Source organism: Micromonospora sagamiensis, from assembly GCF_014680085.1.
GTDB classification, from domain to species: domain Bacteria; phylum Actinomycetota; class Actinomycetes; order Mycobacteriales; family Micromonosporaceae; genus Micromonospora; species Micromonospora inyonensis.
Genome location: NZ_AP023438.1, coordinates 2,051,935 through 2,066,323 on the forward strand (window position 1 = coordinate 2,051,935; position 14,389 = coordinate 2,066,323).

The 14,389-nt window shown below is 73.5% G+C and carries 9 protein-coding genes and 1 pseudogene; 5 read left to right on the forward strand and 5 right to left on the reverse strand.

Going from position 1 to position 14,389, the window contains the following annotated elements; translation table 11 throughout:
• Positions 1 to 26: 26 nt before the first annotated feature.
• Entirely contained in the window at positions 27 to 1,934 is a 1,908-nt protein-coding gene (gene glmS, locus IGA62_RS08500) for a glutamine--fructose-6-phosphate transaminase (isomerizing) (RefSeq protein ID WP_145815496.1), read from the reverse strand.
• 172 nt (positions 1,935 to 2,106) lie between these two features.
• Here glmS and IGA62_RS08505 point away from each other — a divergent pair, with 172 nt between their 5' ends.
• Positions 2,107 to 3,312: a pyridoxal phosphate-dependent aminotransferase gene (locus IGA62_RS08505; RefSeq protein ID WP_280526139.1), complete on the forward strand. Its 1,206-nt coding sequence runs from the start codon at positions 2,107 to 2,109 to the stop codon at positions 3,310 to 3,312.
• A gap of 112 nt (positions 3,313 to 3,424) precedes the next feature.
• On the opposite strand, the gene glmM is transcribed toward IGA62_RS08505, so the two are convergent.
• The 4 genes from glmM to IGA62_RS08525 all read right to left on the reverse strand — a co-directional run bounded on the left by glmM (position 3,425) and on the right by IGA62_RS08525 (position 7,416).
• Positions 3,425 to 4,780, reverse strand: a complete 1,356-nt coding sequence (gene glmM / locus IGA62_RS08510) for a phosphoglucosamine mutase (RefSeq protein WP_145815494.1) — start codon at positions 4,778 to 4,780, stop codon at positions 3,425 to 3,427.
• Between the two features lie 116 nt (positions 4,781 to 4,896).
• The gene (gene rpsI / locus IGA62_RS08515) at positions 4,897 to 5,361 is read right to left on the reverse strand and encodes a 30S ribosomal protein S9 (protein ID WP_091451770.1); all 465 of its coding nucleotides are present in this window, start codon (positions 5,359 to 5,361) and stop codon (positions 4,897 to 4,899) included.
• 20 nt (positions 5,362 to 5,381) lie between these two features.
• Complete coding sequence (gene rplM / locus IGA62_RS08520; RefSeq protein WP_145815493.1) at positions 5,382 to 5,825, reverse strand: 50S ribosomal protein L13; 444 nt, start codon at positions 5,823 to 5,825, stop codon at positions 5,382 to 5,384.
• Between the two features lie 208 nt (positions 5,826 to 6,033).
• Positions 6,034 to 7,416 (reverse strand): MFS transporter, encoded by a 1,383-nt coding sequence (locus IGA62_RS08525; protein WP_145815492.1) that lies wholly within the window; start codon positions 7,414 to 7,416, stop codon positions 6,034 to 6,036.
• A 245-nt stretch (positions 7,417 to 7,661) separates the two neighbouring features.
• On the opposite strand from IGA62_RS08525, the gene IGA62_RS08530 reads away from it, so the two are divergent.
• From IGA62_RS08530 to nirD, 4 genes and pseudogenes are all read left to right on the forward strand, one after another.
• Positions 7,662 to 9,917, forward strand: a complete 2,256-nt coding sequence (locus tag IGA62_RS08530) for a molybdopterin oxidoreductase family protein (protein ID WP_145815491.1) — start codon at positions 7,662 to 7,664, stop codon at positions 9,915 to 9,917.
• On the forward strand, positions 9,914 to 11,458 hold the full coding sequence (locus IGA62_RS08535; RefSeq protein WP_145815490.1) for an FAD-dependent oxidoreductase: 1,545 nt from the start codon (positions 9,914 to 9,916) through the stop codon (positions 11,456 to 11,458). Before IGA62_RS08530 ends, IGA62_RS08535 begins: the two co-directional genes overlap by 4 nt.
• Positions 11,459 to 11,490: 32 nt before the next feature.
• Positions 11,491 to 14,016 (forward strand): nitrite reductase large subunit NirB, encoded by a 2,526-nt coding sequence (gene nirB / locus IGA62_RS08540; RefSeq protein ID WP_145815489.1) that lies wholly within the window; start codon positions 11,491 to 11,493, stop codon positions 14,014 to 14,016.
• Positions 14,013 to 14,339 (forward strand): annotated as a pseudogene (nirD, locus tag IGA62_RS08545) (nitrite reductase small subunit NirD); the annotation flags it as partial. The gene nirB and the pseudogene nirD, both read left to right, overlap by 4 nt.
• Between the last annotated feature and the right edge of the window lie 50 nt (positions 14,340 to 14,389).

A 14,389-nucleotide genomic window follows, 5' to 3' on the forward strand; every position in this document is an offset into this window, starting at 1 on the left:
AGGGGGCCGGACGGGCGTCGTGGCCGCTACTCGACGGTGACCGACTTGGCCAGGTTGCGCGGCTGGTCGACGTCGTGCCCCCGGGCGGCGGCGATCTCGGCGGCGAGCACCTGCAACGGGACGGTGGTGACCAGCGGCGCCAGCAGCGTCGGCGTACGCGGCACGTAGATCAGGTGGTCGGCGTACGGGACGACGGCGTGGTCGCCCTCCTCCGCGATCACGATGGTCCGGGCCCCACGGGCGCGAACCTCCTGGATGTTCGAGACGACCTTGTCGTGCAGCATGCCCCGGCCGACCGGCGACGGCACGATGCAGATCACCGGGGTGCCCTTGTCGATCAGCGCGATCGGGCCGTGCTTCAGCTCACCGGCGGCGAACCCCTCGGCGTGCATGTACGCCAGCTCCTTGAGCTTGAGCGCGCCCTCCAGGGCGACCGGGTAGCCGACGTGCCGGCCGATGAACAGCACGGTCGGCTCCGCCTTCAGGTCGCGGGCCAACTCCCGGACCGGCTCGATCCGGCCGAGCAGCTCGCGCAGCTTGCCGGGCATCTGGTGGAGCTGGTCCACCACGGCGGCCACCTCGTCGGCGAACTTGACCCCGCGCACCTGGGCCAGGTGCAGGCCGATCAGGTAGCAGGCGACGAGCTGGGTGAGGAACGCCTTGGTGGAGGCGACCGCGATCTCCGGCCCGCCGTGGGTGTAGAGCACGGCGTCGGACTCGCGCGGGATGGTGGAGCCGTTGGTGTTGCAGATGGCCAGCACGCGGGCCTTCTGCTCCTTGGCGTGCCGCAGCGCCATCAGGGTGTCCATGGTCTCGCCGGACTGCGAGATCACCACGATCAGCGTGGACCGGTCGAGGACCGGGTCGCGGTAGCGGAACTCGCTGGCCAGCTCCACCTCGCAGGGGATCCGGGTCCAGTGCTCGATGGCGTACTTGGCGACCAGACCGGAGTGGTAGGCGGTGCCACAGGCGACGATGAAGATCTTGTCGACGTCGCGGAGGTCCTGGTCGCTGAGGCGTACCTCGTCGAGCATGATCTCGCCGGTCTCGGTGAGCCGGCCGAGCAGGGTGTCGGCGACCGCCTGCGGCTGCTCCTCGATCTCCTTGAGCATGAACCAGTCGTAGCCGCCCTTCTCGGCGGCGGAGGAGTCCCAGTCGATGTGGAAGTCCTTGCCGCTGGCCGGCCGCCCGTCGAAGTCGGTGATCTCGATGCTGTCCGGAGTGATCAGGACGATCTGGTCCTGCCCCAGCTCGACCGCCTCCCGGGTGTGCTCGATGAACGCGGCGACGTCGCTGGCCAGGTAGTTCTCCCCGTCGCCCCGGCCGACCACCAGGGGCGAGTTGCGCCGGGCGCCGACCACCGCGCCGGGCACCCGGGCGTCGACGGCGAGCAGCGTGAACGCCCCCTCCAGGCGCTGGCAGACCGCGCGCATGGCGGCGGCCAGCAGTGCCGGTCCGTCCGGCTCACCGGCGGCGCGGAGTTCGGCCAGCGCGGCGGCCAGCAGGTGGGCGGCGCACTCGGTGTCGGTGTCGCTGGTGAACGTGACCCCGTCGTTCTCCAGCTCGGTGCGGAGCTTGGCGAAGTTCTCGATGATGCCGTTGTGGATCACCGCGACCCCGTTGTCCGGGGAGAGGTGCGGGTGGGCGTTGCGGTCGGTCGGCCCGCCGTGGGTGGCCCAGCGGGTGTGCCCGATGCCGGTCGTGCCGTCGCCGATGCCGGCCGCCCGGCAGCCGGTCGGGTCCGCGCTGGCCCGCTCGGCCAGGACCTTCTCCAGGTTGGCCAGCTTGCCGGCCTTCTTCTCGGTCAGCAGCTCTTCCCCGCAGACGACGGCGACGCCTGCCGAGTCGTAGCCGCGGTACTCCAGCCGCCGCAGCCCGTCGAGCACGATGCCGAGCGCCGGGCGCGCGCCGGCGTAACCCACGATTCCACACATGGACCGCAGCCTAACCCAGTTTCGCTCACCACGCCTGCGCGGAATGGGGGTTATCGCTCACCGAACTTGAGCGATCCGGCCGCATCGCGGGACGGGTAGGGACAATCACCGCACCGGCCCTGCTCCCGCACGGGGACATGAGGCGTCGTGGGCAGCCCGTAGGCTGACCGCCGTGACGACGACCACGAATGCCGACGTGCCCACGGATCCCCTGGTGGCCCGGATGCGTCCGTTCGGCACCACCATCTTCGCCGAGATGTCCGCTTTGGCGGTGCGGACCGGCGCGGTCAACCTCGGACAGGGCTTCCCGGACAGCGACGGCCCCCCGGAGATGCTCGCCGCCGCCGTCGACGCGCTGCGCGGCGGCCAGAACCAGTACCCGCCCGGTCCCGGCATCCCGGCGCTGCGCACCGCGATCGCCGCCCACCAGCGCCGCTTCTGGGGGCTGGAGTACGACCCGGACGGCGAGATCGTGGTCACCGCCGGCGCCACCGAGGCGATCGCGGCGGCGATCCTCGCCCTCTGCGAGCCCGGTGACGAGGTGGTCTGCTTCGAGCCGTACTACGACTCGTACGCCGCGTCGATCGCGCTGGCCGGGGCGGTCCGCCGACCGGTGACCCTGCGCCCGGACACCGACGGCCGGTACGCCTTCGACCCGGACGCGCTGCGCGCCGCGTTCGGCCCCCGGACCCGGCTGGTCCTGCTCAACTCCCCGCACAACCCCACCGGCAAGGTCTTCACCCCCGACGAACTGCGCCTGGTCGCCGAGCTGTGCCAGGAACACGGCGCGTACGCGGTGACCGACGAGGTCTACGAGCATCTCGTCTTCACCGGCACCGGGCACGTCCCGTTGGCCACCCTGCCCGGGATGCGGGAGCGTACGCTGCGGATCTCCTCGGCCGGCAAGACGTTCTCCTGCACCGGCTGGAAGGTCGGCTGGGCGAGCGGCCCGGCCGCGCTGGTGTCGGCGCTGCTACGGGTGAAGCAGTTCCTCACCTTCGTCAACGCCGCCCCGCTGCAACCGGCGGTGGCGGTGGCACTGGCCCTGCCGGACAGCTACTTCACGGGATTCGCCGAGGACCTGCGGCAACGCCGCGACCAACTCGTCGGCGGGCTCGCCGGGGCGGGCTTCGACGTGCTCACCCCGGAGGGGACGTACTTCGTCACCGCCGACATCACCCCGCTGGGCGGGACCGACGGTGTGGAGTTCTGCCGCCTGCTGCCGGAGCGCTGCGGCGTGGTGGCCGTTCCCACCCAGGTCTTCTACGACGACGTCGCCGCCGGCCGCCCGTTGATCCGGTTCGCCTTCTGCAAGCGGCCCGAGGTGCTCACCGAGGCGGTCACCCGCCTGCGCACCCTCGCCACCGCGACCGGCTAGACCAGCCGGGTCCCGGCCGGGACTGGTCTGCGGCATGTCGGGGCGTCCGGTCGACGGCACACCCCGACACACCGCATTCCACGTGGATCACCGGCGGGCCGGCGGCGGACCGTCAGGTGGTGGGGCTCGCGGTGCGGACCTCGGCGGCGATACGCTCGGCGACCTCCTGCGCGACCTGCTGGGTGGCGGCCTCGACCATCACCCGCACCAGCGGCTCCGTGCCGGAGGGCCGCAGCAGCACCCGGCCGGTCCCGCCCAGCTCCGCCTCGGCCCGCTCGACCTCGGCGAGCACGGCCGGCGCGCCCGCGCCGACCGTCCGGTCGCCCACCGGCACGTTGATCAGCACCTGCGGCAGCTTGGTCACCGCCGAGGCCAGCTCGGCCAGGCTCCGGCCGGTCGCGGCCATCCGGGACATCAGGTGCAGCCCGGTCAGCACGCCGTCGCCGGTGGTCGCGTACGCCGGCATGACGATGTGCCCGCTCTGCTCCCCGCCGAGGGCGAGGCCCGAGGCGCGCAGCTCCTCCAGGACGTACCGGTCGCCGACCTTGGTCTCGATCAGCCGGATGCCCTCGGCGGACATGGCCAGGCGCAGGCCGAGGTTGCTCATCACCGTGGCGACCAGGGTGTCCTGGGTGAGCGTGCCCGCGTCCCGCATGGCCAGCGCGAGGATCGCCATGATCTGGTCGCCGTCGACCTCGTCGCCGTCGGCGCTGACCGCGACGCAGCGGTCGGCGTCGCCGTCGTGGGCGATGCCCAGGTGCGCGCCGTGCTCGACCACGGCGGCACGCAGCGCGTCGATGTGGTTCGAGCCGCACTCGTCGTTGATGTTGAGTCCGTCCGGCTCGGCGTTGATCGCGACGACCTCGGCACCCGCCTCCCGGTACGCGACCGGGGCCACGTCGGCCGCGGCCCCGTTGGCGCAGTCGACGACGACCTTGATCCCGTCGAGCCGGTGCGGCACCGTGCCGATCAGGTGCTGCACGTAGTGGTCGGCCCCGTCCAGCAGGTCGTGCACCCGCCCGATGCCGGCCCCGGTGGGCCGGTCCCAGGCAGTGGTGGCGTTCGCCTCGACCGCGCCCTCGATCTGGATCTCGATGTCGTCCGGCAGCTTGTGCCCGCCGGCCGCGAAGAGCTTGATGCCGTTGTCCGGCATCGGGTTGTGCGACGCGGAGAGCATCACACCCAGGTCGGCCTTGGCCTCGGCGGTCAGGTACGCCACCGCCGGGGTGGGCAGCACGCCGACCCGCACCACGTTGGCGCCGGCGCTGGTCAGCCCGGCCACCACCGCGGCCTCCAGCATCTCGCCGCTGGCCCGTGGGTCCCGACCCACCACGGCCAGCGGCGGGTGGCTGCGATCCGACTCGGCGAGCGTGTGCGCGGCAGCAACCGCCACCGCCAGTGCCAGTTCAGGTGTGAGGTCGACATTCGCCCGCCCGCGTACGCCGTCCGTGCCGAACAACCGACCCATACCCGTCAACCTCCAGGAAACGGTTCATGCCAGAAAGCGGAACGGCCGGTCCACCTCCCCGGATTCGAGGGGAGGCGGACCGGCCGTCCGTCAGACGTACAAGGTGTTGACGCTGATCAGCGCTTCGAGTACTGCGGAGCCTTACGGGCCTTCTTGAGACCGTACTTCTTGCTCTCCTTGACCCGGGCGTCCCGGGTGAGGAAGCCGGCCTTCTTCAGCGCCGGGCGGTCGTCCGGCTCGTTGACGATCAGGGCCCGGGCGATGGCCAGGCGCAGCGCACCGGCCTGGCCGGTGGTGCCGCCGCCCCGCAGGTTGGCGATCACGTCGAACGCCTCGGGCTTCTCGGCGGTGACCAGCGGGTCCTTGATGAGCTGCTGGTGCACCTTGCTCGGGAAGTAGGCCTCGAGGTCGCGGCCGTTGCAGGTGATCTTGCCGCTGCCGGGGACGATCCGCACCCGGACGATGGCCTCCTTGCGGCGGCCCACGGTCTGGATCGGGCGGTCACCGCGGGGCGCGCGGGCGACGGGCGCCGGCGCCTCGGTGGCTTCGACGCCAACCTCGGTCTCGGTGATGTCGGTCATGCTGCTTCCTTCGCCCGCGCTCACTGCGCGATCTGCTTGATCTCGAACGGCACCGGCTGCTGCGCGGCGTGCGGGTGCTCGGCACCGGCGTAGACCTTCAGCTTCTTGATCAGCTGACGGCCGAGCTTGTTGTGCGGCAGCATGCCCTTGACGGCCAGTTCGATGGCACGCTCCGGACGCTTGGTCAACAGCTCCTCGTAACCGACCTGCTTCAGACCACCGGGGTAGCCGGAGTGGCGGTAGGCGATCTTCTGCTGCCGCTTGTTGCCGGTCAACGCGACCTTGCCGGCGTTGACGATGACGACGAAGTCGCCCGTGTCGACGTGCGGCGCGAAAGTCGGCTTGTGCTTACCACGCAGCAACGTGGCGGCGTGGGTGGCCAGGCGGCCCAGCACGACATCAGAGGCGTCGATGACGTGCCACTGACGCTCGATCTCACCCGGCTTCGGGCTGTACGTACGCACAGGTCTACCTTGTCTCGTCGTCGGTCTGGGGTCGCGCGCCGAGGTGACCAGGGGTTCCAGGCCGGACCAGCGCGCACGAACGACCAAGCGTACCTGAAGCGGTACGCCGCTGAATGTCGTACAACAGCAGGCAACGATACCCGGCGGCCGGCACGCGGGTCAAAACGGGGTCGGGGCCGCCCGACGGGCGCCCGGGACGTGGCATGAATCACACCCCGGCGAGCCGTCGGCTACCCGGACGCAGGTAGACCAGCCAGGTCATCAGCAGGCACACGGCGTAACAGCCGATGAACGCCAGGTACGCCGCGTCCGCGCTCCGCCAGGTCAGGAACGACTGCCGGAAGGCGATGTTCACCAGTACCCCGCCGGAGGCGCCCACCGCCCCGGCGATGCCGATCAGCGCCCCGGTCAGCCGACGCGCGCGGCGCTCGGCGTCGGCCGGGTCGAGCCGCCCGCCGGCCACCTCGGCCGCCACCCGCGCCCGGAAGATCGCCGGGATCATCTTGTACGTCGAACCGTTGCCGATCCCGCTGGTCACGAAGAGGGCCAGGAACCCGGTCAGGTACAGCGCCAGCGACCGCTCGCGGGCCGCGTACAGCACCAGCGCCGCGCCGCCGGCCATCGCGGCGAAGTTCCAGAACGTCACCCGGGCCCCGCCGTACCGGTCGGCGAGGTGGCCGCCGACCGGCCGGATCAGGGAGCCGACCAGCGGACCGAGGAAGGTGAGCCAGGCCGCGTCGACCGGAGTGGCGAAACGGTCGGCGAACTCGATCTGGAGCACCTGGCCGAAGGCGAAGCCGAAGCCGATGAACGAGCCGAAGGTGCCGATGTAGAGCAGGGACATCACCCAGGTGTGCGGTTCCCGGGCGGCCTCCCGCAGTGCCCCCGGCTCGTTGCGCGCCGCCGGCACGTTGTCCAGCCAGCGCGCCGCCGCCAGCGCCGCCAGCACGATCAGCGGCAGGTAGACCGCCGGCACCAGGCGGGGGTGCGCGGCCCCGGCGGTGGCCAGCACCGCCAGTCCGACCAGCTGTACCGCGGGCACGCCCAGGTTGCCGCCGCCGGCGTTGAGGCCGAGCGCCTTTCCCTTCAGCCGCTCCGGGAAGAAGAGGTTGATGTTCGCCATCGAGGAGGCGAAGTTGCCCCCGCCGACGCCGGTGAGGCAGGCGAGCACCATCAGCGTGGCGTACGACACGCCCGGTTCGAGCAGGACCGCCATCGGCACCGCCGGCACCAGCAGCAGCAGCGCGCTGACGATGGTCCAGTTCCGCCCGCCGAAGCGGGCCACCGCCAGGGTGTACGGCAGGCGCAGCGTCGCGCCCAGCGCGGCCGGTACGGCGGTGAGCAGGAACTTCCCGGCCGGGTCGATGCCGTACTCGGGACCGAGGAAGAGCACGGTGACCGACCAGAGGCTCCACACCGAGAAGCCGACGTGCTCGGCGAGGATCGACACCCACAGGTTGCGGCGGGCGATCCGCGCCCCGGTGGTACGCCAGAACTCCGGGTCCTCCGGCCGCCAGTCGTCGAGCCGGTGCCGGCGGCCCGGTCGCGCGGCGGTGTCGGTGACCGGTGCGGTGGTGCTGAGGGTGCTCACGCCGCGGCTCCTTCTCGTCTCGGGGCGGGACGCCCAGGGACGCTAGGCGGCGGCAGTTACCCGTCGGTGCCCGTTCCGCGTCGTCACAGATACGGGCAGCGCACGGGCCACGGGGAGCTGCGGTGAGGCGCGTCGGGCGTCGACCGGCACCGATCCGCTGCCCCGGCGCGGTGTGAGCGGCTCTTGACAGGGCCGAAACAAACGGGACCCGGCGCGGAAACCGCCCGCCGGCACGCTTTGCCGACATGACAGACGGTGCACGAGCCGCGACCACGCCGGGGCGGACGTCTCGCGAGGCGGCCACGCACTGCCCGTACTGCGCTCTCCAGTGTGGAATGCTCCTGCGCGAGCGTGACGGGCAGGTCGAGGTCCTGCCCCGCGACTTCCCCACCAACCGTGGCGGCCTGTGCCAGAAGGGCTGGACCGCCGCCGAGCTGCTCGACCACCCGGAACGGCTGACCACCCCGCTGCTGCGCGGCCCGGACGGCCGGTTGGCCCCGGCCACCTGGGCCGAGGCGTACGCCCGGATCGTCGCCGGGATCCGCGACACGCAGGCCGCGCACGGCCCGGACGCGGTCGCGGTCTTCGGCGGCGGCGGGCTGACCAACGAGAAGGCGTACGCGCTCGGGCGCTTCGCCCGGGTCGCGTTGCGCACCCGCATGATCGACTACAACGGACGCTTCTGCATGTCCTCGGCGGCGGCGGCCGGGATGCGTGCCTTCGGGATCGACCGGGGCCTGCCCTTCCCCCTGGCCGACCTGGGCCACGCCGACACCCTGCTGCTGGTCGGGGCGAACCCGGCCGAGACCATGCCCCCGCTGGCCCGGTACCTCACCGAGCTACGGGAACGCGGCGGGCAACTGATCGTCGTCGACCCCCGGGCCACCGCCACCGCCCGCCTGGCCGACCTGCACCTGCAACCGCTGCCCGGCACCGACCTGGCGGTGGCGAACGCGCTGCTGCACATCGCCCTGACCGAGGGCTGGGTGGACCGGGAGTACGTGGCGGCCCGCACCGAGGGCTTCGACGCGGTCCGCCGGATCGCGGCGGGCTGGTGGCCGGCCCGCGCCGAGCGGCTCTCCGGCGTACCCGTGGCGGACCTGGAGGCGACGGCGCGGGCCCTGGCCACCGCCCGGAACGCGGTCATCCTGACCGCCCGGGGCGCGGAACAGCACGCCAAGGGCGTCGACACGGTCACCGCCTTCGTCAACCTGGCCCTCGCCCTCGGCCTGCCCGGCCGCCCCGGCTCCGGGTACGGCTGCCTGACCGGGCAGGGCAACGGCCAGGGCGGACGCGAGCACGGGCAGAAGGCCGACCAGCTCCCCGGGTACCGGCGGATCGACGACCCGGCCGCCCGGGCACACGTGGCCGCGATCTGGGGGGTGCACCCCGACGAGCTGCCCGGCCCCGGGGTGTCCGCGTACGAGCTGCTCGACGCCCTCGGGACCCCGACCGGTCCCCGGACGCTGCTCGTCTTCGGCTCCAACCCGGTGGTCTCCGCACCCCGGGCGGCCCGGATCGAACGCCGGCTGCGCGACCTGGACCTGCTGGTGGTGACCGACTTCCTGCTCTCGGAGACGGCGGCCATCGCCGACGTGGTGCTGCCCACCGCCCAGTGGGCCGAGGAGGACGGCACGATGACCAACCTGGAGGGTCGGGTGCTGCGTCGGCGGGCGCTGCGCGAACCGCCGCCGGACGTCCGCACCGACCTGCGCGTCCTGGCCGATCTCACCGCCGCGGTGGATGCAGGGGCCCCCTCCTACCGCTTTTTGTCGAGCAAGGGCCCCCTGCATCCACCCAGTGCGGCGGCGGACGGAGCGCAACCACCCGGCGCGGCGGCGGACGGCGCGCAACCACCCGACGCGGCGGCGGACGGCACGGAGCACGGCGGCGCGCGACAGGACGGCGCGGATGCCCGGGTGGTGTTCGCGGAGTTGCGGCGGGCGTCGGCCGGTGGGCCGGCCGACTACGCCGGGGTCACCTGGGAGCGGATCGACGCCGCCGACGGCGTCTTCTGGCCCTGCCCGGACGAGGACGGGCCGGACACCCCGCGCCTGTTCACCGAGCGCTTCGCGACGCCGACCGGTCGGGCCCGGTTCCACCCGGTCGAGCACCGCCCGGCGGCCGAGGAGGTCTGCGCCGAGTACCCGCTGTACCTGACCACCGGCCGGGTGCTGGCGCAGTACCAGTCCGGCACCCAGACCCGCCGGGTCGGCGCGCTGCGCCGGGCCGCGCCCGAGCCCTTCGTCGAGCTGCATCCCGACCTGGCCGCCCGCCTGGGCGTCGGTGACGGGGAGGAACTGCGGGTCACCTCCCGCCGGGGCGAGCTGCGCGCGCCGGCCCGGATCACCGCCACGATCCGCCCGGACACCCTCTTCGCGCCGTTCCACTGGGGCGGGACGGGGCGGGTCAACTCGGTGACCAACGACGCCCTCGACCCGGTCTCCCGGATGCCGGAGTTCAAGGTCTGCGCGGTGCGGGTGGAAAGGGTGACACCGTGAGCGGACGGATCGTGATCGTCGGGTACGGCATGGCCGGTGCGCGCCTCGCCACCGAGTTGCATGCCCGGCCCGGCGACCGCAAGGTCACCGTGCTCGGGGCGGAGCCGCACCGGGCGTACAACCGGATCATGCTCTCCACCCTGCTCGCCGGAAAGGTCGACGAGCGCGACGTGGAGCTGACCGAGCTGGCCGGGCAGGGGGTGGACGTCCGGGCCGGAGTGGCGGTCACCGCGATCGACCGGGCCGCCCGCACGGTCCGCACCGCCACCGGCGAGCAGCTCGGGTACGACCACCTCGTGCTCGCCACCGGCAGCCGGGCCGTGGTGCCGCCGCTGGCCGGGCTGGACCCCGACCGGCTCCCGGACCGGGTGGTGCCGTTCCGCACCCTGGACGACTGCCGGCGGATCCTGGCCGCCGCCCGGGGCGCACGGACCGTGCTGGTGCTCGGGGGCGGGCTGCTCGGGCTGGAGGCGGCCCGGGGACTGGCCGCCCGGGGGCTGGACGCGCACGTGGTGCACCCGACCGGACACCTCATGGAACGCCAGCTCGACCCGGCCGCCGGGGCGGTGCTCGCCGACACCCTGGCCCGGCTGGGGGTGCGTACCCACCTGGCGGCATCGGCGACCGGGGTGGTCGCCGGGGCCGACGGGGTCCGCCTCGATCTGGCCGACGGCCGCTCGCTCGACGCCGACCTGCTGGTGCTGGCCTGCGGGGTACGCCCGGACACCGCCCTCGCCACTGCGGCCGGACTCAGGGTCGAGCGGGGCGTCGTGGTCGACGACCGGCTGCGCACCGACGACCCGCACGTCTCCGCGATCGGCGACTGCGCCCAGTACGACGGTGTGGTCGGCGGCCTGGTCGCCCCGGCGTGGGCCCAGGCACGGGTGGTGGCCCGGCTGCTGACCGGCGAGGACGCGCACGACCGGTACCGGCCGCCACCCGGGGTGACCCGGCTGAAGGCGGCCGGCATCGACCTGGCCGCGATGGGCGAACTGCCCGCCCCCGCAGGCGGAGCACAGGCGGGCGGAGCACAGGCCGGCGGAGCACAGGCCGGCGGAACACACGCGACCGGGCCGGCGGCCGGCGACAAGAACCCGGTCGCGGCCCGATGCGAGGAGCTGACCTTCGCCGACCCGGCCCGGGGCACGTACGCCCGGTTGCGGATCACCGACGACCGGCTGACCGGCGCGATCCTGCTCGGCGACAACCCGGCCGTCGGCACGGTGATCCAGCTCTTCGACCGGGGTGCCCCGGTCCCCGCCGACCGGCGGGCGCTGCTGCTCGGCCGGACGGTCGACGGTCCGGCCGGCGGGGCGGAACCGGTGGCGTCCCCGGCACTGATGCCGGACGCCACGACGGTCTGCCGGTGCAACGCGGTCAGCAAGGCGGACCTGGTCGGCTGCTGGCGGGCCGGCGCACGGTCGGTGGCCGAGGTGGTCACCGCCACCCGGGCCGGCACCGGGTGCGGCAGCTGCCGGGACGCGGTCGCCGGGATCGTCGAGTGGCTGTCCGGGGTGGACCCGGTGGAGGTGACGCGGTGAGTGCAACTGACCCGACGGACACAGGGGACGAAATGGACGACGACGCGACGACGGGCGGCCAGCTGGTGGTGGTCGGCAACGGGATGGTGGGTCAGCGTCTCGTGGAGGCGCTACGGGCCCGGGACACCGCCGGACGCTGGCAGGTGACGGTGCTCGCCGAGGAGCACCGGCCGGCGTACGACCGGGTGCGGCTCTCGGCGTTCTTCGACGGGGCCGACGCCGACGAGTTGACCCTGCACACCCCGGACGACGGGGTCAACCTGCGACTCGGCGAGCCGGTCACGGCGGTCGACCGGGCCCGGCGGGTGGTGACCGCGGCCGGGGGCGAGTACCCGTACGACGCGCTGGTGCTGGCCACCGGCTCGTACGCCTTCGTGCCGCCGGTGGACGGGACGGACCTGCCCGGGGTCTTCGTCTACCGGACGCTGGACGACCTGGAGGCGATCCGGGAGCACGCCCGGGGTCGGCGGGTCGGCGCGGTGATCGGCGGCGGGCTGCTCGGGCTGGAGGCGGCGAACGCGCTGCGCCTGCTCGGCCTGGAGACCCACGTGGTCGAGTTCGCGCCCCGGCTCATGCCGGTGCAGGTGGACGAGGCGGGCGGGGCGATGCTCCGGCGCTACGTCGACGAGCTGGGCGTGCGTACCCATCTCGGGGTGGCCACCACCGCGCTGCGTCCCGGCCCGGACGGCACGGTCGCCGGCCTGGTCCTCTCCGACGGCACGACGGTCGACGCGGAGCTGGTGGTGGTCGCCGCCGGCATCCGTCCCCGGGACGAGCTGGCCCGCGCCGCCGGGCTGCCGGTCGGACCGCGCGGCGGTGTGCTGGTCGACGCCGCCTGCCGGAGCACCGGCGACGAGCGGATCTGGGCGGTCGGCGAGTGCGCGGCGGTCGACGGGACCTGCTACGGCCTGGTCGCCCCCGGGTACGCGATGGCCGAGGTGGTGGCCGACCGGCTGCTCGACGGGACGGCCGACTTCCCCGGCGCGGACACCGCGACGAAGCTGAAGCTGCTCGGGGTGGACGTGGCGTCGTTCGGCGACGCGCACGGCACCACCCCGGGCTGCCTGGACGTGACGTTCACCGACCCGGTCACCCGGGTCTACGCCAGGCTGGTCCTCTCCGACGACGCGCGTACCCTGCTCGGCGGCGTGCTGGTCGGCGACGCTAGCGCGTACCCGACGCTGCGCGCGAGTGTCGGCGGCCCGCTGCCGGCCCCGCCGTTGGCGCTGCTCGCGCCGGCCGGGGCGACGGCGGCCGGCGGGGTGGCCACGCTGCCCGCCGCCGCCCAGGTCTGCTCGTGCAACGCGGTCACCCGGGAGCAGGTGGACGCGGCGATCGCGGACGGCTGCGCCGACGTGCCGGCGCTGAAGGCGTGCACCCGGGCCGGCACGAGCTGCGGCTCCTGCGTGCCGCTGCTGAAGCAGCTGCTGGACGCGGCCGGGGTGGTGCAGTCGCGGGCGCTCTGCGAGCACTTCGACGTCAGCCGCAAGGAGCTGTTCGAGATCGTCCGGGTCCGGGGCATCCGGACCTTCTCGCAGCTGGTGGCGGAGCACGGGCGGGGCCGGGGCTGCGACATCTGCAAGCCGGTGGTCGCCTCGATCCTGGCCTCGCTCGGCAGCGGGTACGTGCTCGACGGCGAGCAGGCGTCGTTGCAGGACACCAACGACCACTTCCTGGCCAACCTGCAACGCGACGGCAGCTACTCGGTGGTGCCCCGGATCCCCGGCGGCGAGATCACCCCGGAGAAGCTGATCGTGATCGGCGAGGTGGCCCGGGACTTCCACCTCTACACCAAGATCACCGGCGGGCAGCGGATCGACCTGTTCGGCGCACGGGTGGACCAGTTGCCGGCGATCTGGCGGCGGCTGGTCGACGCGGGCTTCGAGTCCGGTCACGCGTACGGCAAGGCGCTGCGCACGGTGAAGTCCTGCGTCGGCGAGACCTGGTGCCGGTACGGGGTGCAGGACTCGGTCGGGCTCGCCATCGCGCTGGAGCTGCGCTACCGGGGCCTCCGCGCCCCACACAAGATCAAGTCAGCGGTCTCCGGGTGTGCCCGTGAGTGCGCCGAGGCCCGCAGCAAGGACTTCGGCATCATCGCCACCGAGACCGGCTGGAACCTCTACGTCGGCGGCAACGGCGGCTTCCGTCCCCGCCACGCCGACCTCTTCGCCACCGACCTGACCACCGAGGAACTGGTCACCTACGTCGACCGGTTCCTGATGTTCTACGTCCGCACCGCCGACCGGCTGCAACGCACCGCCGCGTGGATCGAGGCGATGGACGGCGGCATCGACCACCTCCGCGCGGTGATCGTGGACGACTCGCTCGGGCTCGCCGCCGAACTCGACGCGGCGATGGCCCGGCACGTCGGGTCGTACTCCGACGAGTGGCGGGACACCCTCGCCGACCCGGACCGGCTGCGCCGCTTCTCCTCCTTCGTGAACGCGCCCGACGTCCCCGACCCGTCGATCAGGTTCGCCGTGGAGCGGGGTCAGCCGGTGCCGGCGGTGGCCGGCCGGCAGCCGGTCACCCTGGGCCTGCCGGAGGTACGCCGATGACCGCGACGCACGGCTGGACTCCGGTCTGCGGGTACGACCGGTTGGAGCCGGACCGGGGCGTCGCCGCCCTGGTCGACGGGGTGCAGGTGGCTCTGTTCCGCACCGTCGACGGGCTGTTCGCGCTCGACAACCGCGACCCGGTCTCCGGCGCGTACGTGCTCTCCCGGGGCCTCGTGGGCAGCCGCGACGGCACCCCCACCCTCGCCTCCCCGCTGCACAAGCAGGTGTACGACCTGCGCACCGGCGAGTGCCTCGACCGGCCCGGGGCCGCCGTGACCCGGTACGGGGTGCGCTGCCGCGACGGCGTGGTCGAGGTACGGCTGCCCGACCCGGCGGGGCACCCCGACCACGACCCCGCCCCCGATCCTGCCGG

Coding starts and splice junctions, on each gene's coding strand:
- glmS (WP_145815496.1), bottom strand. CDS start 1,934: ATGTGTGGAATCGTGGGTTACGCCGGCGCGCGCCCGGCGCTCGGCATC.
- glmM (WP_145815494.1), bottom strand. CDS start 4,780: ATGGGTCGGTTGTTCGGCACGGACGGCGTACGCGGGCGGGCGAATGTC.
- rpsI (WP_091451770.1), bottom strand. CDS start 5,361: ATGACCGACATCACCGAGACCGAGGTTGGCGTCGAAGCCACCGAGGCG.
- IGA62_RS08530 (WP_145815491.1), top strand. CDS start 7,662: ATGACAGACGGTGCACGAGCCGCGACCACGCCGGGGCGGACGTCTCGC.
- nirB (WP_145815489.1), top strand. CDS start 11,491: ATGGACGACGACGCGACGACGGGCGGCCAGCTGGTGGTGGTCGGCAAC.